Annotated in this window: 22 protein-coding genes; 7 read left to right on the top strand and 15 right to left on the bottom strand. The window is 47.8% G+C overall.

Annotation, left to right across the window (positions count from 1 at the left end; genetic code table 11):
• Positions 1 to 16: 16 nt before the first annotated feature.
• The 5 genes from FBQ74_RS15810 to phaR form a co-directional block, all read right to left on the bottom strand.
• Positions 17 to 1,234, bottom strand: coding sequence for a lytic murein transglycosylase (locus FBQ74_RS15810; protein WP_139757579.1), 1,218 nt, complete (start codon positions 1,232 to 1,234; stop codon positions 17 to 19).
• Positions 1,235 to 1,307: 73 nt separating this feature from the next.
• Entirely contained in the window at positions 1,308 to 2,525 is a 1,218-nt protein-coding gene (locus FBQ74_RS15805) for a polyhydroxyalkanoate depolymerase (RefSeq protein WP_139757578.1), read from the bottom strand.
• A gap of 118 nt (positions 2,526 to 2,643) precedes the next feature.
• Positions 2,644 to 2,991 carry a phasin family protein gene (locus tag FBQ74_RS15800; RefSeq protein WP_139757577.1) on the bottom strand — a complete coding sequence of 116 codons (348 nt, stop codon included), beginning with the start codon at positions 2,989 to 2,991 and terminating at the stop codon, positions 2,644 to 2,646.
• Positions 2,992 to 3,018: 27 nt separating this feature from the next.
• A complete protein-coding gene (locus tag FBQ74_RS15795) occupies positions 3,019 to 3,675 on the bottom strand; it encodes a phasin family protein (protein WP_139757576.1) in 657 nt (218 codons plus the stop codon).
• Positions 3,676 to 3,835: 160 nt separating this feature from the next.
• Entirely contained in the window at positions 3,836 to 4,258 is a 423-nt protein-coding gene (phaR, locus tag FBQ74_RS15790; RefSeq protein WP_139757575.1) for a polyhydroxyalkanoate synthesis repressor PhaR, read from the bottom strand.
• A 276-nt stretch (positions 4,259 to 4,534) separates the two neighbouring features.
• On the opposite strand from phaR, the gene FBQ74_RS15785 reads away from it, so the two are divergent.
• Positions 4,535 to 4,933, top strand: coding sequence for a DUF4168 domain-containing protein (locus tag FBQ74_RS15785; RefSeq protein ID WP_139757574.1), 399 nt, complete (start codon positions 4,535 to 4,537; stop codon positions 4,931 to 4,933).
• A 65-nt stretch (positions 4,934 to 4,998) separates the two neighbouring features.
• Here FBQ74_RS15785 and FBQ74_RS15780 read toward each other — a convergent pair whose 3' ends face one another.
• Together FBQ74_RS15780 and FBQ74_RS15775 are read right to left on the bottom strand one after the other, a co-directional pair.
• Positions 4,999 to 6,768 (bottom strand): PHA/PHB synthase family protein, encoded by a 1,770-nt coding sequence (locus FBQ74_RS15780; protein WP_139757573.1) that lies wholly within the window; start codon positions 6,766 to 6,768, stop codon positions 4,999 to 5,001.
• A gap of 15 nt (positions 6,769 to 6,783) precedes the next feature.
• On the bottom strand, positions 6,784 to 7,020 hold the full coding sequence (locus FBQ74_RS15775) for a DUF6489 family protein (RefSeq protein WP_139757572.1): 237 nt from the start codon (positions 7,018 to 7,020) through the stop codon (positions 6,784 to 6,786).
• 159 nt (positions 7,021 to 7,179) lie between these two features.
• Here FBQ74_RS15775 and mrcB point away from each other — a divergent pair, with 159 nt between their 5' ends.
• A complete protein-coding gene (gene mrcB / locus FBQ74_RS15770) occupies positions 7,180 to 9,489 on the top strand; it encodes a penicillin-binding protein 1B (protein ID WP_139757571.1) in 2,310 nt (769 codons plus the stop codon).
• Between the two features lie 244 nt (positions 9,490 to 9,733).
• Here mrcB and FBQ74_RS15765 read toward each other — a convergent pair whose 3' ends face one another.
• The 3 genes from FBQ74_RS15765 to FBQ74_RS15755 all read right to left on the bottom strand — a co-directional run bounded on the left by FBQ74_RS15765 (position 9,734) and on the right by FBQ74_RS15755 (position 12,255).
• Positions 9,734 to 9,997: a hypothetical protein gene (locus FBQ74_RS15765; protein WP_139757570.1), complete on the bottom strand. Its 264-nt coding sequence runs from the start codon at positions 9,995 to 9,997 to the stop codon at positions 9,734 to 9,736.
• A 359-nt stretch (positions 9,998 to 10,356) separates the two neighbouring features.
• Positions 10,357 to 11,268, bottom strand: a complete 912-nt coding sequence (locus FBQ74_RS15760; RefSeq protein WP_139757569.1) for a DUF808 domain-containing protein — start codon at positions 11,266 to 11,268, stop codon at positions 10,357 to 10,359.
• A gap of 216 nt (positions 11,269 to 11,484) precedes the next feature.
• Complete coding sequence (locus FBQ74_RS15755; protein WP_139757568.1) at positions 11,485 to 12,255, bottom strand: hypothetical protein; 771 nt, start codon at positions 12,253 to 12,255, stop codon at positions 11,485 to 11,487.
• Between the two features lie 245 nt (positions 12,256 to 12,500).
• Between FBQ74_RS15755 and glnK the strand changes: the two genes are divergently transcribed.
• The gene (glnK, locus tag FBQ74_RS15750; RefSeq protein WP_139757567.1) at positions 12,501 to 12,839 is read left to right on the top strand and encodes a P-II family nitrogen regulator; all 339 of its coding nucleotides are present in this window, start codon (positions 12,501 to 12,503) and stop codon (positions 12,837 to 12,839) included.
• A 29-nt stretch (positions 12,840 to 12,868) separates the two neighbouring features.
• Positions 12,869 to 14,116 carry an ammonium transporter gene (locus FBQ74_RS15745; RefSeq protein WP_139757566.1) on the top strand — a complete coding sequence of 416 codons (1,248 nt, stop codon included), beginning with the start codon at positions 12,869 to 12,871 and terminating at the stop codon, positions 14,114 to 14,116.
• A 185-nt stretch (positions 14,117 to 14,301) separates the two neighbouring features.
• Here the strand turns inward: FBQ74_RS15745 and FBQ74_RS15740 are convergent, their stop codons facing one another.
• Positions 14,302 to 16,368 (bottom strand): catalase, encoded by a 2,067-nt coding sequence (locus FBQ74_RS15740; RefSeq protein ID WP_139757565.1) that lies wholly within the window; start codon positions 16,366 to 16,368, stop codon positions 14,302 to 14,304.
• A gap of 151 nt (positions 16,369 to 16,519) precedes the next feature.
• Positions 16,520 to 17,362 carry a glycosyltransferase family 2 protein gene (locus FBQ74_RS15735; protein ID WP_139757564.1) on the bottom strand — a complete coding sequence of 281 codons (843 nt, stop codon included), beginning with the start codon at positions 17,360 to 17,362 and terminating at the stop codon, positions 16,520 to 16,522.
• 358 nt (positions 17,363 to 17,720) lie between these two features.
• Between FBQ74_RS15735 and ggt the strand changes: the two genes are divergently transcribed.
• Both ggt and FBQ74_RS15725 read left to right on the top strand, forming a co-directional pair.
• Positions 17,721 to 19,400 (top strand): gamma-glutamyltransferase, encoded by a 1,680-nt coding sequence (ggt, locus tag FBQ74_RS15730; RefSeq protein WP_139757563.1) that lies wholly within the window; start codon positions 17,721 to 17,723, stop codon positions 19,398 to 19,400.
• A gap of 54 nt (positions 19,401 to 19,454) precedes the next feature.
• Positions 19,455 to 20,372, top strand: a complete 918-nt coding sequence (locus FBQ74_RS15725) for a Dyp-type peroxidase (protein WP_139757562.1) — start codon at positions 19,455 to 19,457, stop codon at positions 20,370 to 20,372.
• On the opposite strand, the gene FBQ74_RS15720 is transcribed toward FBQ74_RS15725, so the two are convergent.
• From FBQ74_RS15720 to FBQ74_RS15710, 3 genes are read right to left on the bottom strand one after another with little or no spacing between them, the layout of a single operon-like run.
• A complete protein-coding gene (locus tag FBQ74_RS15720) occupies positions 20,373 to 21,482 on the bottom strand; it encodes an adenylate/guanylate cyclase domain-containing protein (RefSeq protein WP_139757561.1) in 1,110 nt (369 codons plus the stop codon). It lies immediately after the preceding gene.
• An 18-nt stretch (positions 21,483 to 21,500) separates the two neighbouring features.
• The gene (hemL, locus tag FBQ74_RS15715) at positions 21,501 to 22,781 is read right to left on the bottom strand and encodes a glutamate-1-semialdehyde 2,1-aminomutase (RefSeq protein ID WP_139757560.1); all 1,281 of its coding nucleotides are present in this window, start codon (positions 22,779 to 22,781) and stop codon (positions 21,501 to 21,503) included.
• Between the two features lies 1 nt (position 22,782).
• Entirely contained in the window at positions 22,783 to 23,799 is a 1,017-nt protein-coding gene (locus tag FBQ74_RS15710; RefSeq protein ID WP_139757559.1) for an aspartate carbamoyltransferase, read from the bottom strand.
• 291 nt (positions 23,800 to 24,090) lie between these two features.
• On the opposite strand from FBQ74_RS15710, the gene FBQ74_RS15705 reads away from it, so the two are divergent.
• Positions 24,091 to 24,786, top strand: a complete 696-nt coding sequence (locus tag FBQ74_RS15705; protein WP_139757558.1) for a DUF2982 domain-containing protein — start codon at positions 24,091 to 24,093, stop codon at positions 24,784 to 24,786.

Genomic DNA, 24,786 nt, shown 5'->3' with positions numbered 1-24,786 from the left:
TAATCAGGCAGACCCTTTAGCTGTTGGCGTCTGCCTGGAGTTTTACATCCAGCGATTTCATCACTTCCAGTGACGGAAACCCATCACCGATAAGCGAATTTGCCAGTTGGTACTCGCGAATACCTGCGCGCGTTGCAGGGCCCAAAATACCATCAGGTTTTCCTACATCAAAGCCTTTCTGATTAAGCTTTTTCTGCATCTGCATGATGTCATCACGGCTGTAAGTTGGCAGATCAGGTAAGGCCTGAGCCAGCCCACTGCTACCTGAAATCTGGCTGGCCAGCTCACCTACCGCAATGGCGTAAAACTCCGAATTGTTCCAGCGCATGATGACGCGGAAATTCTGATACGCCAAAAATGCTGGTCCTGCATGCCCGGCTGGTACCACAATATAGGCATCAATATCACTGTCAGGTAATGTGCTACCACTTGGCAACGTCACATTTTTATCCGCCCACTCGTTAACGGGTCTGCGCTGCTTGTAACCTGAAAGGCGATAATCGAAGTTATCCGGTAAAGCTACCTCGCGTCCCCAGCGAAACCCTGGCTCCCAGCCAAGATTTGCCAGAAAGTTTGCTGCGCTGGTCAGTGCATCAGCTTCACTGTCCCACAAATTAACCTGACCGTTGTCGTCGCCATCGGTGGCATATTTAAAATAGGCTGAGGGCATAAACTGCGTATGACCCATTGCACCAGCCCACGACCCGACCATTGCATCGGCGCTCAGAGATTCCCGCTCCATCAGCTTAAGGGCGGTCATAAGTTCCTGAGTGAAATACGTACTGCGGCGTTTGTCACATGCTAGCGTAGCCAGAGAGCTAAGCACCGGCATTTTACCTTTGTAACCGCCATAGTTAGTTTCCAGCCCCCAAAAGGCAACAAGATAATGGGGCGGAATGCCGTATTGCTTTTCCAGCTCGTTTAAGAGTTCACGATGTTCGCTAAGAAGCTCGCGGCCTTTTGACACGCGCCAATCAGTGACGCGTTTGCTGTAATAGGAAGGGAACGTAGTAACAAATTCAGGCTGGCTGCGATCAAGCTCGATGACGCGTGGCTGAAACGCGATACTGGCAAAGGCGTCATCGACAACCTTGTCAGAAACACCCTCGTTTTTCGCCTGAGCAGAAAGCCGGGTTTTACATTGTTCAAATTCGCCCTCTGCCTGGGCGGCAGAAAACGGAGAAAATAAGGTGGTTGTGGCCAGAGCGGACACAATAGCTAAAACACGTTTCATACATTCACCTCGAATCCGGAAGCCACCATGCTATCGTAAAGCGGCTTCCCGAGGCGAATTAAATTACTTAGAATCAGTCGTTTTTATGGATAAACTCTGAAATCAGCGGACGTACGTGCTTGCGGAATTTCGAACCGCTGAAAATGCCATAATGGCCGGCACCTTGTTGAATGTAATGCTTACGTTTGCTGGCCGGTAAGCTGCGACAAATTTTATGCGCCGCTTCGGTTTGTCCAAGCCCGCAAATATCATCATCAGCGCCTTCTACTGTTAGCAACGGCGTATCGGTAATGGCTTCAAAGTTAACCGGCTCACCTTTATAGGTAATTGCACCGTTAACCAACTCATTATTCTTAAATACTCGCTCGATGGTTTCTAAGTAAAACTCTGCCGGAATATCCAATACGGCCATATACTCATCGTAAAATGCACGGAAACGATCTGCATCCTCTTCCTCACCATAAACCAGGTTCTGGAAGAAATTGACGTATTTACGCATATGCGACTGCTGGTTCATGCTAATAAAGCCACCCAGCTGCATAAATCCGGGATAGACTTCTCTGCCTTCGCCAGGATACCCGTGAGGTACCTTCATTATGGCGACGTTTTTAAACCACGCCATAGAATGCTGCTGCGCAAACTCATTCACACGGGTCGGGTTTTTTGTTGTATCCAGCGGGCCCGCCATAAGTGTGAGTGTTTTGGGTACCCCTTTGCTGCCCTTTTCCGCCAGAACTGCTGTTGCAATCAGTGCCTGAACAGTGGGCTGGCAAATCGCAATAAGGTGAGTATCCGGTCCCAGAAATTCCTGGAAGTTAATCAGATATTCTACGTAGCAATCAAACGTAAACGGGCCTTCATCCAAAGGCACTTCTTTCGCATCGGCCCAGTCGGTAACATAGACCTCGTGATCGGGAAGTAACGCTTCAACTGTACCCTTTAACAGGGTGGCGAAGTGGCCTGAAAGTGGCGCTACTAATAGCACCTTATGGTTATCTTTAATGCCTTTGCGGTTAAAATGAATCAAATCGCAAAACGGATAGCTTAAGGCAACTTCCTCGCGCACCATATGACGTTTACCGTCTACCGTGACTTCATTAATATTGAACCCCAGCTTTTCATATCGCTGGGTAAGGCGCATAGCCGTTTCCAGTGATGCCCGCGTTATTTTTCCCGGCAAGGTGTGTGAATAAAGGTTGGCAGGATTACTGACCACTGAGTTCATCAGGCTAAAGCCTTCATGCATGATATTGGCGGTTCGGGTGAGATAATCATAAGCCTGATAATTCATAGCAAATCTCCGAAAAACTAAAGGTAGGGCGATAGGGCCATTGCGCTAAAATACTGTCGCCTGATACAACAAAGACGTAGAGCAAAGAAGGCTGACCGAGTGGCCAGCCGGGCATAGATTACTTTTTGGTAGCAGCAGAGAATGAAGAAGTCATTGACTCGCTCACCCCTTTAAACATTTCACCGGCTTTTTGCTGTGCTTCACTCATAATTGAGTAAGAGCTTTTAGCCGTTTCAGACATTTTTTCCTGCATGGTCTCAAGATAAGCCTTCTGCGTTTCAGCAACTGCCATCAGATCCTTTTTACCGCTAACCTGTTCAACATAGTTCATGCTTTCAGACATCATTGTTGAGTACAGTTCGCTTTGCTTTTCAGCCAGGCTCTGCATAGTGTTCATATTCAGACTGGCAAGGTCTGTCATAGGCTTCATTGCAGTTTTAAATTGCTCGTTCATTTGTTCAAACATAGTCATTCTCCAATAGGTGACAGATAATTAACGGGTTGATTTTGTAGACGTTGCTTTACCAGACGTCGCAGACTTAGTGTCTGCTGTATTGCGTCGGCTGCCTGATGCCGGCTTTTTAGCCGATGATGCAGTGCTTTGACTTGCAGACGTCGCTTTATCGGCCGCCTTGCTGACCGACTGTGTTGTTTTCTCTCCAGCTTTTTCAGCAGCTTCAGCTGTTTTCTCGCTGGCATCAGCGGTGGCTTGCGTTGCCTGTTTTGCTGACTGCGAAACAGCTTTCGCTGTAGACTGGGCCTGCTTAGTTACTTTTTTCGCAGATGTCGATACAGACTCGTTCGCTTCACTGGTTTTGGCCTGCGCCGCTTCTGATGTTTTCTCAACAGCTTCTTCAACCGAGTCAGTAGCTTGCTCTCGCAGCGCGCTCAGTGTTTCAAAGGTAGCACGTGACGTCGTAACCCAGCGCTCACGTACCGAGCTGGCATACTCGTTATTGGCCGCTAAGATAGTTTTGATTTCAGGCTGAACACTGACTTGCTCAACGTATTTCACACCGTCAGAAAGCATGCCTGTCCATAGCTCGGTCTGTTGTTGTGCAAGCGTCTCAAACGTCTTCGCATTAAGTGCGAATAAGGTCTGCACAGGGTTGGTTGTCGATTTCAGTGATTCTGAAAAAAAGCCAAACATAGTGTTCTCCCTCAATCAAATAAATGCTGCGCCGCAGCAAACATGTTTAAATAATAAACAGTTGTGGAGAGATCGTCAAATGGTTTTGCTGCAATGCAGCATGGTTGTATATATCGATTTGCTATAAAGGAAGGGGTTTAAATGCTGCTTTGCAGCATCACTATTTCTTCTTCGGTTTATCCGACCACATTGTTATGTTTTGCTCCATCATCTTATTAAAAACATTAAATGGATTGTTATCCATCATATTTTTCATCACGCCCTGCATCTGGTCTTGTTGCTCGATAAAGTGCACCAGGCTTTGTTCCAGATATTGTCTGACGAACACTTCCATATCAGTGTCGTAATAACGAATAAGTTGTTTCAGTAATGTATTGGTTAGCAGCGACTGATTTTCGTTGGCTTCTGATTCACTGATTATCTGCAACAGGATAGTTTTCGTTATGTCATCCTCTGATTTAGAATCAATAACTGTAAAGTCTTTTCTCTCATCAATCAGGTGCTTTATATAATCCAGGTTCACATACTGACTTTGTGATGTGTCGTAGAGACGGCGGTTAGGGTACTTTTTTATCGTTATCATTTTGCACCATGTACAGAAAAAGAGCAGTAATCAGAGTAGCTAATACGGCCTGTAAGGGCAAGGTGAACCACCATCGCGTGACAAATTGGTTAAAAAGTGTGTGCGTGCAGCGACACATTTGCGCTCTTTCATCCCCCGGTTTATATATGTTAGCGTGCAGTCAAAAGGTAAACCTATGATTCACAGCACCTAAAGGGAAGTTGGTATGGTTCTGGCTTCTACCTTTAGTGCGCGCCCTCTGAAGGGGGCAAATTTACACTGACCTGGAGTCAAAGTATGAATAAATTTGTTAAAACATTCGCCGCAAGCGCTGTTATTGCATGTGCCTCTTTCACTGCGCAAGCTCAGGAAGCGTCCTCGCAGTCTATGCAACAGTCTTCTGAACAGCAGCAAATGGCTAAGTACGATGACGCAACGCTACTTAAGTTTACTATGGCGATGGAAGCGGTAAGTAATGTCGCTAACAAATACGATCCAAAATTTAAAGAAGTAGAAAGCCCTGAAAAAGCGCAAAAGATTCAGAAGCAGGCACAGGCTGAAATGGTTGATGAAATAGAGAAAACCGGCCTGTCCGTTGAAAAGTACACAACAATTGCTCAGCGTGTACAAACTGATGAAACCCTGCGTGAGCGTGTACTGACGATCGCACGTGAAAATCAACAGGAAAACAGCTAATTAGTTGTTTCATTTAAAATAAGAAAAGGCAGCCACCTGGCTGCCTTTTTAGTATCAGCAGAATACTAAAGACGCTTCTTCACATAGCTACCCGGGGCGTCTTCTATGACCGGGTAGTCCTTATGATTGCCAGGCGATATCGCTGAAACCTTTTGCTTGTTTTGCCCCTGCATCCATTGATACCAGTCAGGCCACCAGGATCCTTCGACCTTATCTGCTTCCTCAAACCACTGTTCAGCCGTCGGCGGTAGATTATCGTTGAGCCAATGGGGATATTTACCGCCTTTTACGGGGTTAATTACACCAGCAAGGTGGCCGGAGCCAGCCAGAACAAATCGGGTTTTACCCTTGACCAGCTGCGTTCCCTGATAAGCGCCTTGCCATAAAACAATGTGATCAGCCATGGTGGCAAGAAAATACACAGGCATGTCAATTTTACCCAAATCAATATCAATGCCATCGATGGTAATCCCGCCGGGCTCTTTCAGTTTATTCTCCCAATAGGTTGTTCGCACATATTGTTTGAAACAGGCAGCCGTAATGTTAGTGGCATCGCTGTTCCAGTAAAGAATATCAAATGGCGCTGGATCCTGACCCTTCAGGTAGTTATTGATGAAATAGGACCAGAAAAGATTATTCTCTCGCAACAGGGAGAAGCTGAGTCCCAGAATTCTGCCATCATATACGCCCTTGATGTCTGCATTTTGCTCCATCATCGGAAGAGTGCTCTCAGTCAGATAATTCCCTATTTCGCCCTGTTCAGTGAAATCCAGCAAGGTGGTAAGCAGTGTGAGCGAACCGATTCGAGTATCTTTTTTGGCGCGCAGATAGGCCGCCGTCATACTCAAAAGCGTTCCCCCCACGCAAAAACCGACCATATTTACTTTTTTCTGACCGGAAATCTTACACACTACATCCATGGCTGCCACAGGGCCTTCGTGCATGTAGTCTGTAAAATCCTTATCACTAAGCGAAGCATCCGGATTGACCCAGGAAATCATATATACAGAGAAGCCCTCATCTAACAGTCCTTTGACGGCCGACTTTTTCTGATTCAGGTCCAGGATGTAGTACTTATTGATAAAAGGGGGAACAAATAAAACCGGGCGGGCAAAATGTTTATCCTGCGTGGGCGTGTAGTGAATAAGCTGTATGAGGTCATTCTGGTAAACAACTTTGCCGGGGGTCGTGGCAAGATCTTCTCCGATGGTAAATGCATCGGGGGGCGTTTGCGTAATTTTAAATGCCTCAAGCGGGCTGTGCTCTAAATCACGAAGAAAATTTTTGATGCCATTAGCCAGGTTTTCACCCTTGGTTTTAAGGATTTCCTCGCATACCTCAGGGTTGGACAGCAAATAGTTCGTCGGGCACACCGAGTTTATATACTGCCGGGTGTAAAATTTTACCTGCTCGGCGGCTTTAGGATCGTTAAAATGCATGGAATCAAGCATGCCCTGAAACATCTTTGCATTAATCAGGTACGACTGTCTGAGGTAACTGAAAACCGGATTCTCTTGCCAGTCACGGTGACCAAAGCGTTTATCGCTGCTTTCCTCACTGACAACAGGTTGCATTTTCTCGCCCATCATCGCCTTTGTCGCTTGCTGCCACAGTGCGTTCTGTTCGCGCATGAAATCCATGTGGTGTTGCATCAGGCTGGCTGTATCCACTTCCACTTTATCGCTGAGCAAAGAGGAGAAGTGTTCAGGATCGAACATACCCGGCGCACCATTGGCTGTATCACGCTTTGCCAGAATATCATGCACCATGGTATTAAATTGCGTGGCATACTGGTTTAGCATCGCCATCACATCACTATAATCTTGCTGTTGCATAAAACGTCCTGATGCTTATTTTTTCTGGCTCTGGGTGGCCATGTTTTCAAAAAATTTCTGATACATGGAAAACGCATTCTGACTGCTTGCCAAATAGGGTTTCAGCATCGCCATCAGCGCTTCATGATTACCGTTTGCAAGCTGTTCGTTAAGCGCTGACAGCGTCGTTTCATGCAGTTGGCTTAAATCTGGCCAGCCGAAAAGTTCACGGGCCTCCTGGGGGGAAATATCCACATCAATGGAAATCTTCATGATTCATTCCTCACGAATAAAATGCCTATTGATCAGACGGTTAAGCAAGTGCATACAACTCGCTTACACTACCGTAGCCATTCTGACAGCCAATACACTGGAAATTGCGGAGTGAAACACGCAGAATTCACGCAGTGTTTTCTCATCATGGCATGATAAGTGGCTAAAAAACAAACTAAAGCGAAAAAAAATCGTAAAGGTTTATCCGGCTTTTTCTTCAAGCTGATACTCGTTGCAATCATCGTGGTTGTCGGATACACGATTTATCTAGACGCGCAAATCAAACACACCTTTTCAGGCAATAAATGGGAAGTTCCTGCGCAGATATTCGCGCGTCCGCTGACACTTAGCGAACGCCTGGAAATTACGCCACAGGAAGTGCTGGATGAGCTGGAATTACTTGGGTATCGCAAAGTTACCCGCCCTGACAGTAGCGGTGAATATACTTACTGGAATCGTAAGCTGATTGTCATGCGACGGGCGTTTGAGTTTGCCAATGGACCTGAACCATTGCGTAAAATTTCGGTTACCTGGGAGGGTAATCGCATCGCCTCAATAACCGATAGCAGCGCAAGCCGACAGATAAACAGCATCAGGCTGGAACCGTGGCTGGTAACCCGACTGGTCAGCAGTTCCCGCGAGGATCGTATGTTGGTGACCCTCGACTCTGTTCCGGAAATGCTGCCTAAAACGCTGACACTGGTAGAAGACCGGGATTTTTATGACCATCACGGCGTGGCGCCTTTATCGATTTTAAGAGCGCTAATTGCCAATCTGAAGGCTGGCAGAACGGTTCAGGGCGGCAGTACTTTAACCCAGCAGCTGGTTAAGAATCTTTATCTGACTCGCGAAAAGTCTCTTATTCGAAAAGCTAAAGAAGCCATGATGGCGGTCATTATTGATGCCCGTTACAGCAAAACAGAAATCCTGCAGGCATATATGAACGAGGTATTTCTGGCGCAGGATGGCGATATGGCGATTCATGGTTTCGGTTTGGCCAGTTATTACTTTTTCGACCGGCCAGCGACAGAGCTGAATGTACCCGAGATCGCCACGCTGGTGGCAATGATTAAAGGGCCGTCTTACTACAACCCGCGACGGTATCCGGAGCGTGTGACAGAACGCCGAAATCTTATTTTGCGTCTGTTATTTGAAGCTAATGAAATAACAGCCAAAAACTATGAGCAATATCTCAATGCGCCATTAGGTCTGGCTTCCGGAGCTAGCCTTGCCAGTGGTAAACACCCTGCATATATGCAGCGGGTGCGTGCTGAGCTTAAAGATATTCTGGCGGATCCCAGTTTGCGCGACTCTGGTGTAAAGGTATTTACAACATTAGATATCTACGCACAACGCAGAGCTGAAAAAGCACTGACTTCCACGCTATCCAGTTTGCAGAAGAACCGAAAGGCCAAGCTTGAGGGCGCCATGGTGGTTTCAGATATTAAAACTGGCGGCGTCCGCGCCATTGTGGGTTCGAAGGATGCCGGTTACAGCGGTTTTAATCGCGCGCTTGATGCTAAACGACAAATCGGTTCACTGGTAAAACCGGCGGTGTATCTGACCGCGCTGGAAGATCCTACCGAGTATAATCTTGCAACGCCTTTGGATGATAAGCCCATCACACTTAAAAGTACCGATGGCGAACTATGGTCGCCGCGCAATTATGACAAGGAATTCAGAGACAGTGTACCGCTTATCACCGGGCTGGTAGAGTCACTGAATGTCCCAACGGTTAACCTGGGGATGAAACTGGGTCTGGATAAGGTCGCTAACACAGTCAAACGGTTGGGCGTGGAAACGCGCGTTAAGGAAGTACCGGCGATGACACTAGGGGCACTGAGTATGACGCCGATGCAAACCAACCAGATGTATCAGACCATTTCTAATAATGGGCGCTATGTACCACTGCACACGGTCACGGCGGTCATGTCAGCGAAAAACAATTTGTTATGGAAGCACGCTGACTTTTATTCTCAGCGGGCTGATGAGGCAGCCACATATTTGCTTAACTATGGATTATTTAAGGTAACCCGCGAAGGCACAGCAAAGCGTCTTGGTACGGTATTTCCCAACATCAATATGGCAGGAAAAACCGGAACGACTGATGACTATCGTGATGCCTGGTTTAGTGGTTTTGACCGCAATAATGTTAGCACTGTCTGGGTCGGCAACGACGACAACCAAACAATCAACCTGACTGGTGCCAGTGGCGCATTGCCGGTGTTTATCAACTACCAGCGTCTGCAAAGCCCTAAGTCACTGTCACGACGTTTTCCTGATGGACTGGGTATTGCGCACTTTAATGCATCTACCGGCGAAGTAACCGTGCCTGGTTGCCCTTATTCACTCAGCGTGCCGGCGATTCTGGATGTGTTACCGCCGCCAGCAAAAGACTGTGCGGGTAAACCGGTGGATAGCCAGTCAGACGAGGAGGATGAAAAGAGTTGGTGGGAACGCTGGTTCTAAAAAAAAGCCCTGATGGAAAACCAGGTTGGGAAGCATTGAAGCAAACAGGCAAGGCTGAAATACTCAACTTTATTTCCATCAGGGGGATCCGAAAGCGGGAGGATCATCCAGGGTAAATGTGTTTAAAAGTGCGCGAGCAGCTTACGTAAACCAGAAAATATGACGGCGCTTGCGATATAAGCTGCAAGTGGTGCCATCGCAGCAAAAAATACGGCAGTGTGACTGATAATCATGACAAACTCACTCAGGCGTCATCGTCGCCGTTATCGCTGGCGGCATTCGTTTTTGCAGTTAAGACTTCTTTACGTTGTACAGGTGCCGGAGCAAGTAACCATTCCTGGCTGAGATCCTGACTAATGGCATGGCGAATTTCCGTTTTGGTTTCCTGCGCACTAGCTGCAATCATCTGCTCAGCTTCCAGTTCAATCGTATTTTTTTCACAAGCCTGTGCACTACCAACACCCATTGCAACAGCGACCATACAGCTGATTTTAAAAACAGTTTTCATCTTCATTCCTTAATTCATGTTTAACACTGCTCGGCACGTCTGGCAGCCGGTTATTGATAAGTCGTAATAGCTATAGCGATAGTTGTGCCAAAGAAAAAATAAATTTTAACTTATTGATTGCATTGATTTATTTTTATTTCCTGGCGTAAAGAAGATGTAGGCTTAAAAAGAGATGGCTAAAATGTTGCGGTTTTCACAACGTAGTGGTCAATTACACCAAGCAGAATTTATTGCCGGATATTCTTGCAAAGGAAAGCAACACGACCAGGTATCACTGGCCGAGTTGTGTTTGAAAAAAGAAAAGAATAAGTGCGCGGCAGGCCCTGATATTCAATCTGACAGGGGCGTAATGCCAGAAACTATTTCCTGAACCGGTTTACAACAAATACCAGCGCGACGACCAGAGCACCTGCGATAAAGCCAGCGATACCGTCTACAACTATACTTACTAATAAGTCGGGAAGCGGCACAGCGTTGATTACTACTTCAGCAGCATGGTGGATAACACCAATATTGTGAGTAAGGATACCGCCACCGACCAAAAACATTGCAATCGTGCCGACAATGGCCAGAAATTTCATCAGCATCGGCGCGGTAATCAGTAAGCCCCTGCCGGTAATTTTCTGAAAGCGATTAAAATTACCAGTTAGCGACTTGCGCAACAGGTACAAGCCTAAGTCGTCCATTTTTACGATGGCAGCTACCAGGCCATAAACGCCAACTGTGATTGCCAGACTTAGCGCAACCAGTACCCCTACCTGCGTAATAAAATCTGCGCCGGCGATACTGCCAAGTGCGATGACGATAATTTCGGCAGAGAGAATGAAGTCAGTACGAATAGCACCTTTTATTTTTTCTTTCTCCATCTCCACCAAATCAACATTGGCATCGGCAAGCTGGGCAAGACGTGCATCTCGCTCTTCGGCATCGTGGTGAGGAAAGAATCGGTGCAAGACCTTCTCAGCACCTTCAAAGCATAGATACAGGCCGCCAATGACCAGCAAAATAGTAATCAGCACAGGTACGAAGGCGCTGATGAGAAGTGCAGCGGGAACCAGTATTACTTTATTAAGCAGGGAGCCTTTAGCAACCGCCCAGACCACCGGTAGTTCACGCTCCGGCTTCACACCACGAACCTGATCAGCATTCAGGGCAAGATCGTCACCCAGCACGCCCGCCGTTTTTTTCGCCGCCACTTTAGACATGACAGAGACATCGTCAAGCAGCGTTGCAATATCATCAATGAGAGCCAGTAAATTTGCAGCAGCCAATAGCGTTCCTTAATAAACTATTTTACTTAGCATATCGCCGACTCTGGTAAGTTGACAATAGACGTTCGAAAACCGGTTATAACTATATCGGTGCCGGATGTTTAGCGATCACATTCGGTGCAGATCTTTGTAATAGGGTTGGTGGGCACGGACCAGGAACTTATCGTTACTGCAAAGCTCGGGATAACGGCGATAACTGTAAATAATGTACAATAATCAGCGTGTTGCTCCCGCCTCTTCCAGTCGCTTATTAATGTGAGGTGCAAGCTGAGCCTCTGAAGAACAGCGTAGTGTGCCTCCGGCAATACTGCTAAGTGTAGCGACTACTTCGCCGGCTATTCTGTCACACCGCAACCGTCTGACTTTCGGCGTAGATTCATCCTGTCTGGGCTCTCCCTTTCGGGGATCTATCAGCGAAGGGTGGCGTTGTCTGTGACGGGCTTCCCGGGAATCGGTCTTTCCCAGCTCGGATATCTGTAATTCATTATGTCGGGAAAAATAATTATTCAGCGCTGCTGCAGAGCTAACAGATGCCGCAGATTTTTTAACATTGTTTGTGCTAACAGATTGTGTGGCGGAAACCGGGGGCGGTTCTGCCGATGAAGCCGTATTCGTCGAGGGCGCTTTTTCAGCTGGCTTTACAGTAGGTTCGACTGGGGGCTTGTCTGTTTGCGGCGTATTTTTATCCGGCGCGTCCGTCTCGGAAGTTGTCTTCTGCTCTGCTCCAGTCGGCTCTGGCTGCATGCTATCCGAAACAACAGGTGGTGCCACTACAAGTCGGGCTTGCACTGGTCGAGGGACAGGCTGTTTTTTGTCGCTGGCCGGAACAGTGACAAACAGGGCAGCACTTATGATAAGAATGCCATGAAGCGCAATGGCCACAGCAAAAGTAAACAGGCGATAATTTGTTGTCAGCCAAAAGTGACTGTTTGCGTCTCTATCACCCTTATCCTGAGGGATATCGATACGGTCCCACTGAATTTCCATATGTTTTTTTAGTTCCCTTTAGAGCAATCCACACTCGCAGCATCGCGAACCCGCGATGGGTGCACAAAAATAACGCATGAAGATAGTCATGCACCACAATTGTGCAGAAAAATGTCTGTTATACCTCTGCTGTATGAATAAATAGCTGATTTATATGAATAATAATTTATGGCTTGGCTTTTGTATTGTTGCAGTAAAACGCACGCAACGTGCAATAACATCCTCATCGAAAATTGGAGCTGCACATGAAACTAGTCACAGCGATAATCAAGCCATTCAAGCTTGATGATGTTCGCGAAGCCATCTCGGAAATCGGCATTGAAGGTTTGACCGTGACCGAAGTAAAAGGTTTCGGGCGTCAAAAAGGACACACCGAACTGTATCGGGGCGCGGAATACCAGGTGGATTTTCTGCCCAAAGTTAAACTGGAAATCGCCGTGATGGATGATCAGGTTGATCGTCTTGTTGAAGTAATCGTCGATGCAGCGAAAACCGGCAAAATCGGTGACGGTAAAGTCTTTGTTTACAATCTCGAGCAAGCCGTTCGGATACGGACCGGCGAGTCAGATGTTGACGCGTTGTAAGCCACTATAAAAATTGCGGAGAGAGTATAATGGAAATCACCTTTGAGCTTGGGTATGCGTTAGATACCTTTTATTTCTTAATCTGTGGTGCGCTGGTCATGTGGATGGCTGCCGGGTTTGCCATGCTTGAGGCCGGTCTGGTTCGGGCAAAAAACACTACTGAGATCCTTACCAAAAATATTTCACTGTTTGCTATTGCCTGTACCATGTATATGGTTTGCGGCTACGGCATTATGTACGGTGGCGATGACTTCAGCTGGTTTTTAAGCGGCATTATGGGCGATGGCGCCACCGATGTTGAGGGCGATGCGGCAACCTATGCACCATCGGCTGACTTTTTCTTCCAGGTTGTTTTTGTTGCAACCGCAATGTCAATTGTTTCAGGCGCGGTCGCTGAGCGTATGAAACTATGGGCGTTCTTAACATTTTCTGTGGTAATGACAGGTTTCATTTATCCGATGGAAGGTGCCTGGACGTGGGGCGGCGAGTCGGTCTTCGGCCTATACAGCCTTGGCGATAACGGTTTTTCTGACTTTGCAGGCTCAGGCATTGTACATATGGCTGGTGCAGCTGCCGCACTGGCAGGCGTTCTGATTCTTGGCCCCCGTAAAGGCAAATACACCGTAGATGGCAAAATCAATGCGATCCCTGGTGCTAACCTGCCGCTGGCAACACTAGGTACATTCATTCTTTGGATGGGCTGGTTCGGTTTCAACGGTGGTTCTGTACTTGCCACAGCTACAGTAGAAAGCGCTAACTCAGTGGCAGTGGTATTTATGAATACAAATGCAGCAGCGGCTGGCGGAACTATTGGCGCCTTGTTGTTGGCACGGGTCATGTTTGGTAAAGCGGATCTTACTATGGCGCTGAACGGTGCATTGGCCGGCCTGGTTGCGATTACAGCCGAGCCTTCTACACCAACACCTCTGATGGCGACAATTTTTGGTGCGATTGGCGGCCTGCTGGTGGTCTTTAGTATTGTTACGCTGGATAAGATGAAGATAGACGATCCGGTAGGTGCAATATCTGTGCATGGCGTTGTAGGTTTGCTTGGCCTTGTACTGGTGCCATTAACCAATGACGGCGCCAGCCTGGGTGGCCAGCTACTGGGTGCACTGACTATTTTCATCTGGGTATTTGTTACCAGCCTTATTGCATGGTTAATTATCAAGGCCGTAATGGGCATCCGGGTGTCGCCTGAAGAAGAGTTTGATGGCGTTGACGCCAGCGAATGCGGCTTGGAAGCCTATCCTGACTTTGTAGGTAGCCGTAAATAACACGCAGTTAACTAACCGGGCGAAACAATAATTTTTATAAGCCCGGGTCTTTCCTATTAGCCTCGCTTTGCGGGGCTTTTTTATTCTCATTTGGTTGCAATAAAGGAAGGGGGCTGAGTTTGTGGGGAAAATAATGCTTCTGAAGTGAAAGAAGCGTGCTCTTAAACAGAGCACGCAAGTAAGAGCTATCGTTGCCAGAAACGAATATTGCGTAGCATTTCCACAGCTTTATCGCCATCTTTGGCTTCAATATCGATAAAACCATCATCCATTTTAGCGGTTAGATTCAGCTCATCAAACAACTTCATTGCAGCTTTGTTGTAGATGATAAACTTCTTGTGTGCAAACGCATCCATAACAAAATCTTTTGCTTCAGGAATTTTGCAAATGTTTTCAACCTGGTCGTCTGATAAAAGCACGGCTACGGCATCATAAAGTACAGATGGACCACCATCAATTTTCTGGTCGCCTTCCATCGTGGTGCCATCAGAAAGCGTTATACCATTGATGGTAGGCGCCACAATTTCGTGCATCGCACCTTCTGTTTTAAGCGCATCAGTTAACGTACTAACGTGCTTTTCCTGTGTATTATCACAACAGAAGATTCCAAGCTTACGTCCAGCGAATGAGCTCGGGCCGTTTTTCAGAATACTCAGCGCATCTGATGTTTTAAGGTCAGTACGAGTCGCCATCGCAGCTTCTGCCTTTTCTGGCATCTCAGTCAGACCAAGACCTTTGGCAACAGCATTAGCAAGCTCTTCGTCCACATTAAGCAAGTGAGACACCACGCGTTCTCTGATAGCCAGTTTTTCAACCTTTGATAGCTCGAAGACAAAAGCATTTTGAATATGCATTTTTTCTACGTCTGTCTGGCTGTTGTAAAACTGCAGAGCCTGACTGTAATGATCTGCAAAGGTTTCAGAACGATAACGAAGCTTGTCTCCTTCCATAGGTTGAGAAGAACTCTTAAAGCCGTGAGCGGGGCACGCGCGAGGGTTGTTCTCGTCTCGTTCCCAGGAATTCGGCTCATAATTCACTCTGCCCTTAGGGTTAGTCATCGCCATATGACCATCTTGCTGGAAGTGTCTCATAGGGCACTGTGGTGCATTGATAGGTATATGAGTGAAATTAGGTCCGCCAAGTCGTTTTGTCTGAGTATCTAAGTAAGAAAAGTTACGGCCCTGAAGTAGCGGATCAGGTGTGAAATCGATTCCTGGTACGATGTTTTGGGTACAAAATGCTACTTGCTCAGTTTCGGCGAAGAAATTATCTACCACACGGTCAAGTACCATCTTACCAATTTTGGTCACAGGTACTTGTTCTTCCGGGATAATCTTCGTTGCGTCAAACACATCAAACTCAAAACTATCAGCAAATGCCTGGTCAAATACCTGTACTCCTAGTTCCCACTCGGGGAAATCGCCTGCATTAATACTGTCCCACAGATCTCGTCTATGGAAGTCAGGATCGGCACCGTTTATCTTTAATGCTTCATTCCACACTACAGACTGCATACCAGATACAGGCTTCCAGTGAAACTTAACAAATTTCTCATCGCCGTTCGCATTGATAAATTTGAAGGTGTGAACACCGAACCCTTCCATGAAGCGAAGTGAACGAGGAATTGCGCGATCTGACATTGCCCACATCAGCATATGGACCGACTCAGGCGATAAGCTGGCGAAATCCCAAAAGTTATCGTGCGCTGTTTGAGCCTGTGGGAAGCCTCGATCAGGCTCCTGTTTGGCCGCGTGAATCAGATCGGGAAACTTCATAGCATCCTGAATGAAGAAAACAGGAATATTATTTCCTACTAAATCCCAGTTACCTTCTTTTGTATAAAATTTGACAGCAAATCCGCGAACGTCGCGAGCAAGGTCGGGTGAGCCTTTATTGCCCGCTACTGTTGAGAAACGGGTAAATACCGGAGTTTTTTCACCTTTACGCTGAAATACGTCTGCGCAGGTAAACTCAGACGCATTTCCATAAGACTCAAAGTAACCGTGGGCACCATAACCGCGGGCGTGTACAACACGTTCTGGGATGCGCTCATGGTCGAACGAGAACATTTTTTCCCGGAATACCTGATCTTCTAAGAGAGTCGGACCTCTTTGTCCTGCTTTAAGAGAATTCTGATTGTCACTAATAGGGCAACCCTGCGCGGTCGTCATTCGTTGGTCATCGGATTCAGGAAGCTGGTGAAGTTCACCTCCATTACCCTTATTGCCTTTATATTTAAAGGATTCAGCCATCGTTCACTTTCCCTTTTTATTGAGATAGAAAAAGGAGCATCTCCAAACCGGATACCCCAAGACTTTTACATTTATTTAATCAAACCTGTTCATCGCTTTTACTGATTTGTTCTGAATAAAAAAGCGATTACCAAAAGTAAGTACAGACCCTTTAATAAGGCCGGGTGGTCATGTGCGCGTGGATTTCATCCTGCGTAGGTAGGCGCCGTACCCGCAGACCTCGTGTGGGATACTCCTCATAAATAAAACCTTCTTTAGCGAACTCAGTAAGCCAGTGTTTAACAGGGTACTGTCCCCATTTGCGTTTAAAAATTTCTGCATTGTTTACAATGTCAGAAAGGTGATTGATAGGAGGATCCACCCTTGGATGAAATTGCCTGAGAATTTTGTCGGGGAGCATAAACAGGTGCATACCTTTTGCTTCACACCGTGCGGCAAAATCCACATCCCCTACACCAAAACCACAATAGCTTTCATCAAACCCCCCAACGTTCTCAAAGTCATTGATATAAAGAGCAAAAGAGGTTGTATGAAAAGCGCGAAAAGAAATAGGCTGGTTAAGTGGTTGTTCAGGAGTGTAAGGACAGTCTATGGCGTCTTTAGCCAATGTTTTATAATCAACATGCTCAGGTAATACTTCAAGGTACTTTATCTGGGTTGTAACCACCCGACCGGGTATAACCGACTGGACGATATGTTCAAGCATATCTGCCGAACAGATACAGTCCACGTCCAGATAAACAGCTTTATCGTAGTGTGCCCCCAGAAACCCTTTGTTTCTGGCTTTAGGAATCGGCAAGGTGTCATGAGCTACGAATTTGTGATGAATGGGGAAATGTTGACTCGTGATAAGAGAATCTTCACAGGGGGATGCCATCCAGACCACTACCACCTCTGCAGGAAGTACATTAGAGTGCTCGAGACTTCTAATAAGATTCCGAAGTTGACGAGTGCGGCCTTTTACAATTGTCACTACGCTAAATGATTGTGTCATAAAACGCCTCCTTACTCTCAGACTGTCTATTGGCTAATCCCTGCGAACGCTGAACAGAACAATTCCATTACGTTGTTGTAATCTGCCGTGCATTATCTTTAAGCGTTTTTCATGCCAGTAAACGCAACATTAATGGTTATTTGTGATACAACATAGACTCACTATAAATGGCATTCTGTTTCAGCAGGTTAGTGAAAATATTTATAATCTGCAGATAACTTTCTGTATCCGATCGCGCTTTTTTGAGCAGTTAATCAAAGGGTGTAAGTATTTGAACATGTCAGCCTAGAGAAAATATTACAGACAGAAAAAGCGACAAGCAGAGATTAATTAACACTATTTTAGTAAAGGAGACGTCATGCGATGGGTAATATGTATTCTGGCGATAATTGCATTACCAATTAATGCCTACGACAGGGTAACCGGCGAGCCCTTTGCAAGCCGCTCTGAGGTGCTGGCGCAACACGGCATGGCCGCTACCAGTCAGCCACTGGCGACCCAGGCTGCTTTGGACATTCTCAGGCAGGGTGGTAATGCGATTGATGCTGCAATCGCAGCAAACGCGGTATTGGGGCTGGTGGAGCCCACCGGTTCCGGCGTCGGTGGTGATTTGTTTGCCATTGTATGGGACGCTGAGTCAAAGCAGCTATACGGACTGAACGCGTCCGGTCGTTCTCCTCAATCGCTGACGAAAGATATTTTTGCACAGAAGGGGCTGACTAACATACCGTCTTTTGGCCCTCTGCCTGTCTCGGTACCTGGTGCGGTAGACGGGTGGTTCGAATTGCACAATAAGTTCGGATCGCTATCTATGCAGAAAATACTGACACCAGCGATCAATTACGCAAAAGAAGGATTTCCGGTCAGCGAACTTATCGCCTACTACTGGCAGGTGAACACCAAGCGAATTGGCCAGTATGACGGCTTTGCTGAAACATTCTTACCTGGTGGAAAGCCGCCGGAAAAGGGCGACATATTCAAAAACCCCGCGCTGGCTACCACATACGAAAAAATCGCTACGGGTGGGCGAGATGCGTTTTATAAAGGGGATATCGCCCGCACCATCGCCGCCTACATGAAAGAACAGGGCGGCTATCTGACATACGACGACCTTGCGGCTCACACATCAACGTGGGTAGAGCCGGTGTCGACCAATTATCGCGGTTACGATGTCTGGGAGCTTCCGCCAAACGGGCAGGGCATCGCCGCCCTGCAAATTCTTAATATCATGGAGCAGTATGATGTTGAGGGAATGGGTTTTGGCTCGGCAGAATATGTACACACCTTTGTTGAGGCGAAAAAGCTGGCGTTTGCCGACCGTGCAAAGTTCTATGCTGACCCGACGTTTAATGATATTCCGGTAAAGCGCTTGATTTCCAAGGATTACGCTAAACAACGCCAGCAGGAAATAAACCCTGATGAGGCTGCAAATCGCGTAGATGCCGGACTCAATGATGGCGATACCGTTTACCTTACGGTTGCCGATGAAAATGGCAATATGGTCTCTCTTATACAGTCAAACTATCGAGGCATGGGGTCAGGTATGACACCACCAGGCCTGGGTTTTATTCTGCAAAACCGCGGCGAGCTCTTTACGCTGCAGTCCGGTCACTTTAATGAATATGCGCCGGGCAAAAGGCCATTTCATACTATCATTCCGGCATTTGTCACACGTAACTCCAAGCCCTGGCTTAGCTTTGGGGTCATGGGTGGCGCGACGCAGCCACAAATGCACGCCCAAATTGTGATGAACCTGATTGACTTTGGTATGAACCTGCAGGAAGCAGGTGATGCATCCCGAATCGTGCATACAGGGTCGTCGAGCCCTACTGGCGAGCGCATGACCGATGGCGGGCAGGTACATCTCGAATCCGGATTTTCGATGAAAACGCAGCGTCAGCTTATGAAGAAGGGGCACACGATACAGCCTGCAGTGGGACTCTACGGCGGGTATCAGGCTATCGGGTGGGACGATCAGAAAAAAGTGTATTCAGGCGCCTCGGAAAGCCGTAAAGATGGACAAGCGGCCGGCTATTAGCCACACTTAAACTATAACGAAAACAACCACCTGTAAGGTGGCGAGGAAAAACGCGTGAGCCAACCGCAAAAAGGGGTATGTGCCGAGCCAAACCTGCATGCGCAGTATTTGTTGCTGAATGTCGTGGATGACGAAAGTGACGTAATCAGAGAAAAGCTGGCCCGGGTCCTGGATATATTTGAGCATTACGAAAATGAGCACTTTGAAGCCATGGTTACCGGTGTTGTGGCTGTTGGTGCAGGATATTGGTCTGAGCTTTATCCCGGCCTTATTCCTGAAGCGCTCACGCCTTTCCCGCAAATGCAGTGCGAGGACCGTTCTGCGCCAGATACCACCACAGACCTGTTTATTCAGATACGTGCCGACCGGCTTGATATTTGTCATGCTATTGGCATTGAAATAATGGGGCTGTTGCACCTGCATGTTGAACTGGTGGAGCAGGTCAGAGGCTTTCGCTATTTAGATGGCAGAGATTTAAACGGTTATATCTATGGTGCCGATAATCCCCGGGGGATGAAGCGTCGGGAAGTGGCTGTGGTATCTGATGAAGCGCCTGAATTTGCTGGCGGTAGCTACCTGCATGTTCAGCGGTACCGGCATGATTTAAGGCGCTGGAATACGCTGTCGGCACGACAGAAAGAGCAAGTTATGGGGCTGACGCAGGAGCATAATCTGCCCAGCGCTGAACAGTCCGATTCTTCACATTGTGTCCGGGCTTCTACTAATGACCCGCAAAGCGATTTACCGTCACTGGTCAAACAGGGAATGCCATATGGCGATCTGAATGAGCAAGGACTGGTCTTTGTCAGCTGTGCCGCTTCATCGCAACCGTTTAAAGCAATGCTACACAGTCAGATTTATGGGAACAGCGAGGGCGATTATGACCGGTGGCTGGACTTTACCAGCGCACAGACGGGCGGCGCCTATTTTGCGCCTTCAGTGCCGTTTATCAGAAAATTGGGTGTGCAATAATCAGCGGGGATGCGTCGTCTCTACCACGATTGCGCCGTCCCAGTCACCGGCAAGCGGGGTTTCCTGTAGCTGATTGATAGCGTCAATATGCAAAGACGCCAGATTGTCATTCGGGCTCAGCGTCCGGGCTTGTTCAAAACAGTCGATAGCCGCTTGCCACTGCTGTTTACAGCGCATCTCAATACCTTTACGAATAGCGGCATCAGCGGCGAGTTTCTCTTGTTGCTGCTCATCCGGAAGATGATTTAACACTTCGTAAATTTCGATAGGTGCCTGCCGGCCCTTTACTCTTACCCAGTCAAGGAGTCGCGTAGTACGAGCATTTTCACTATCAATTACATCCAGGGTGGTGGCGCTGACAATGATATCGGCATGATAGATAGGAGACAGCGTTTCCAGCCTGTAAGCAATGTTAACGCTATCGCCGATGACTGTGGTATCCATCCTGTCTTCTGAACCCACGGTTCCGATAATAACTGGGCCAAAATGGATGCCAATGCCTATATCTACCGGCTCGTAACCACTCTTTTTCCGGTGCTCGTTGTAAAGTGCCAGCGCCTTTCGCAAATCCAATGCTGCATTAAGGGCATCTGTGGCCTTTTGTGAGGCACTGCCACCGGGATGGTCGAACAACGCCATAATGGCATCACCGATAAACTTATCGATAAAGCCGCGGTTCTGATGAATAGGTTCGTTCATTCGCAGAAAATAAGAATTTAAAAAACTCATAAGCTGCTGTGGCACCATTTTTTCCGATAGGCCGGTAAAGCCGCGAATGTCGCAAAACAAAATGGCGACCTCGTCCTCATCGGCATAGCCCAGTGCAAGCTCGGTTTTGCCGTGCTTGGCGAAATGATCAACAAATTGTCGGGGAATGAACTTCTGAAAAGTGTTGGTCAGCTTCAGCGCATCATCAGCACGCTGGGCGAACAGGCGTTCCTTATCTTGTTCACTGGCTGCCAACGGGCGTTGGCGGCCGACGGTTTGCGCTTCAGCATTAGTGCTCGCTGCATCGCATTGACGCAAATATAATACTGTGACAACGACACCGTAGATAGCCAGAATCGTTACTGCAATGATTAACATCAGGGTGTCGTTAGTCACATCCATTCTCGGTTTACTGCGAAGTTATAACGCTGCCAACACCTTATCAGCAGCATGCAGTGTTTCTTCGATCACAGCGCTATCGTGCTGGCTGGAGACAAAGCCTGCCTCATAGGAGGCCGGGGCCAGATAAACGCCCTCGTTGAGCATACCATGGTAGAACTGTTTAAATTGTTCAGTATTACAGTTTATAGCTTGCTGGTAATTTACCACTTTTTCAACATCGGTGAAAAACAGACCGAACATGCTACCCGCATGATTGGTTGTCATAGGTACCCCATGTTTGTCGGCCAGTGCCTGCATGCCTTCAACCAGTTGTTCTGTACTGCGATAAATGCCTTCGTATAGGCCATCTTGCTGCAACTGTGAGAGGGCTGCAATACCTGCCGCCATCGCCACAGGATTTCCCGATAGCGTACCTGCCTGATAGACCGGCCCGGTGGGTGATACATGGGTGATGATGTCACGCTTGCCACCAAACGCGCCTACCGGCATACCGCCGCCAATTACTTTGCCCAGGCAGGTGATATCCGGTGTAACACCGTAACGCTCCTGTGCGCCGCCACGGGATACGCGGAAGCCAGTCATAACCTCATCAAAAATCAGTACCGTACCATGATGATCACAAATAGCACGCAGACCTTCCAAAAAGCCCTCTACCGGCGGAATACAGTTCATATTGCCGGCTACCGGTTCAACAATGATGCAGGCGATATCATCGCCATGCTCTCTGAATACAGCTTCTACGCTTTCAAGGTTATTGAATTCAACCGTGAGCGTATGCTGAGCGACCTCTGCTGGAACACCCGGAGAACTGGGCACGCCCATCGTCAGCGCGCCAGATCCGGCTTTTACTAACAACGAGTCTGCATGGCCGTGGTAACAGCCTTCGAACTTAACGATTTTATTACGACCCGTGTAGCCCCGGGCAATACGAATCGAAGACATGGTCGCTTCGGTGCCGGAATTGACCATTCGCACCATCTCCATTGACGGCACCATCTCGATGACCTTTTCAGCCATCAGAATTTCAGCTTCTGTAGGTGCACCAAAGCTTAATCCGCTACCGGCAGCTTCAATAACGGCTTCGCGAATTTTATCATTGTTGTGACCCAGCACCATCGGGCCCCATGAAAGAACATAATCAATGTATCGCTTGCCATCGGCATCCCACATGTACGGGCCGTCGGCTTTTGTGATAAAGCGTGGTGTTCCACCCACTGCCTTAAACGCTCTGACCGGCGAGTTGACGCCGCCGGGAATGGTTTTTTGCGCGCGGGAAAACAGGGCTTCAGATTTTTGCATATTATTCGCTACTCTTGTTGCTAAACCACACCACATCGCGCTCGTAGTGCGCGACTTTATCTTCAATGCCCAGCGTCAGGGCAAACAGCGCCATTCTGACCAGGACACCGTTATCAGTTTGTCTGAATATGGCAAGGTTCGGATTTAAGTTCAGATCGTTATCCAGCTCATTGGCTTCGGCGCGTGAATCGCGTGGAAGCGGATGCATAATCACCGTATTGGACTGGAAGTGACGGGTATAAATAGACTGATTAAGCCGGAATTTGCCGCGATATTTATTGGCCTCATCCTGAGAGGGAAAACGCTCTTCCTGAATACGTGTCTGGTAACAGATATCCGCATCCATATTCCCTTCCAGCTGCTCGGTTATTGTCAGCTGGTGACCGGCATTTTCAATAGCATCTATGATGGGTGAAGGCATCGCCAGCTCTTTAGGCGATATCAGGGTAAAGCGAATGTTCTTAAACAGACTGAGTAAGCGGGATAATGAATGCACTGTTCTTCCATAGCGCAAGTCACCAATCATAGCGATATGCAGCCCATCAATACCCTTACCCTGATACTCACGCTCGCGCTGAATGGTGTATAAATCAAGTAATGCCTGAGTGGGGTGCTCGTTGGCACCATCGCCGCCATTGATCACCGGAACGCGGCTACCCTGAGCAAATTCAGCGACCGAACCGGCTGCGGGATGGCGCATGGCAATAATGTCAGAATACCCACTTAATACTCGCGCAGTATCGTACAGTGACTCACCTTTTGCCAGTGCAGAGCTCGACATTCCCGTGGTTTCACGCACTTCTCCACCCAACAGGTTAAACGCCGTTCCAAAACTGACGCGGGTTCGCGTGCTCGGTTCAAAGAACAGGTTACCCAGAATTGCACCATCTAGTACCGTGGTGCGCTTTTGACGCCGGGCGTAAGGCTGCATGGTCGCAGCGACCTCAAACACTTTCTCAATCGCCTCACGGTCAAATTGATCGACCGAAAGAATATGGTTACCGGTAAACGCTGTCATTGAGAGTCTCATCATTAACGTAAAACGCCGATAGAATACCAAAAAGTCGGCGATGTGTAGAGGATTGCCGCGGACGATAACGTTGCCTTGAATTACATTCACTTCATTTTGTTTCAAACCCCACGACACGCTAAACTTTAGTATTTAGTCCAGCGTACGTAGCCATAATGGTGCAAAAGAAAAACAAATCCCGCTCATGGATTAACAGTCTGTGGCATACTGAGTGTGAGAAATGCAGGCGGATGCGTTTGTATATCGTGTGGGCCATTTTAATGTTGGTAGTCTACTTTTATGTCTTCGAATGAAACCGGCCCTATTCTGATAAGGGCTACCTCAAAACGTAACGGAATTACCACCTTATTTATCGGTGGGGTCGCACTGTTAATATCGGTGCTTTGGCTGACGTTTGCGCCTGATTGGCTGTTTCTTGCCGGCGTGTTTTTTACCAGTGCGTCGCTGGTTACGCTATTGGTTGGATGGTTTAAACTGCGCGAGCCCGACCACAGCATTGAAATATCACCTGACCATATTCTTTATCATCACCGTCGCGGAAACTGGATTATTGACTGGGACAACGTGCAGCGGGTGGATTGCCCGCGGGTGAGGCAGGGGCTGGATCATGTCAATATTGAAGCGGTAGGTATTCGGCTGAAGCAGTATGCGCCCTTTCTGAGTACGGTATCACCCCGGTTGGCCACGCACCTGTTGATGGAACAGCGGCCTTTACTGCTACATAACTTTGATAAAAACTGCGCATCCGGTGACTGTTTTAACCAGGAGTTGTTCGACGACAAGCACTTTACGCTGGAGTCTGGCGAGGTGCTTACCGGCATTAAAGCAATGCTGGCTAACCGGATGACCCAGCTTCGCGGTCGCCTTGGTTATGATATTTATGTTTCAGCCTCAGACCTGGACCGATCGCCGACTGACTTTGTTCACCTGATGCGTGATTGTCAGCAGGCTCGGGGGGATTCCGCCGGCTCATAA

The organism is Salinimonas iocasae (assembly GCF_006228385.1).
GTDB lineage: Bacteria > Pseudomonadota > Gammaproteobacteria > Enterobacterales > Alteromonadaceae > Alteromonas > Alteromonas iocasae.
This window is presented reverse-complemented; position numbering and strand designations above follow the sequence as displayed.

Coding starts and splice junctions, on each gene's coding strand:
- ggt (WP_139757563.1), top strand. CDS start 17,721: ATGCGATGGGTAATATGTATTCTGGCGATAATTGCATTACCAATTAAT.
- FBQ74_RS15745 (WP_139757566.1), top strand. CDS start 12,869: ATGGAAATCACCTTTGAGCTTGGGTATGCGTTAGATACCTTTTATTTC.
- FBQ74_RS15780 (WP_139757573.1), bottom strand. CDS start 6,768: ATGCAACAGCAAGATTATAGTGATGTGATGGCGATGCTAAACCAGTAT.
- FBQ74_RS15765 (WP_139757570.1), bottom strand. CDS start 9,997: ATGAAAACTGTTTTTAAAATCAGCTGTATGGTCGCTGTTGCAATGGGT.
- FBQ74_RS15795 (WP_139757576.1), bottom strand. CDS start 3,675: ATGTTTGGCTTTTTTTCAGAATCACTGAAATCGACAACCAACCCTGTG.
- FBQ74_RS15720 (WP_139757561.1), bottom strand. CDS start 21,482: ATGGATGTGACTAACGACACCCTGATGTTAATCATTGCAGTAACGATT.
- FBQ74_RS15800 (WP_139757577.1), bottom strand. CDS start 2,991: ATGTTTGAACAAATGAACGAGCAATTTAAAACTGCAATGAAGCCTATG.
- phaR (WP_139757575.1), bottom strand. CDS start 4,258: ATGATAACGATAAAAAAGTACCCTAACCGCCGTCTCTACGACACATCA.
- FBQ74_RS15810 (WP_139757579.1), bottom strand. CDS start 1,234: ATGAAACGTGTTTTAGCTATTGTGTCCGCTCTGGCCACAACCACCTTA.
- FBQ74_RS15705 (WP_139757558.1), top strand. CDS start 24,091: ATGTCTTCGAATGAAACCGGCCCTATTCTGATAAGGGCTACCTCAAAA.
- hemL (WP_139757560.1), bottom strand. CDS start 22,781: ATGCAAAAATCTGAAGCCCTGTTTTCCCGCGCGCAAAAAACCATTCCC.
- FBQ74_RS15785 (WP_139757574.1), top strand. CDS start 4,535: ATGAATAAATTTGTTAAAACATTCGCCGCAAGCGCTGTTATTGCATGT.
- FBQ74_RS15735 (WP_139757564.1), bottom strand. CDS start 17,362: ATGACACAATCATTTAGCGTAGTGACAATTGTAAAAGGCCGCACTCGT.
- FBQ74_RS15805 (WP_139757578.1), bottom strand. CDS start 2,525: ATGAATTATCAGGCTTATGATTATCTCACCCGAACCGCCAATATCATG.
- FBQ74_RS15775 (WP_139757572.1), bottom strand. CDS start 7,020: ATGAAGATTTCCATTGATGTGGATATTTCCCCCCAGGAGGCCCGTGAA.
- FBQ74_RS15710 (WP_139757559.1), bottom strand. CDS start 23,799: ATGACAGCGTTTACCGGTAACCATATTCTTTCGGTCGATCAATTTGAC.
- FBQ74_RS15755 (WP_139757568.1), bottom strand. CDS start 12,255: ATGGAAATTCAGTGGGACCGTATCGATATCCCTCAGGATAAGGGTGAT.
- FBQ74_RS15740 (WP_139757565.1), bottom strand. CDS start 16,368: ATGGCTGAATCCTTTAAATATAAAGGCAATAAGGGTAATGGAGGTGAA.
- glnK (WP_139757567.1), top strand. CDS start 12,501: ATGAAACTAGTCACAGCGATAATCAAGCCATTCAAGCTTGATGATGTT.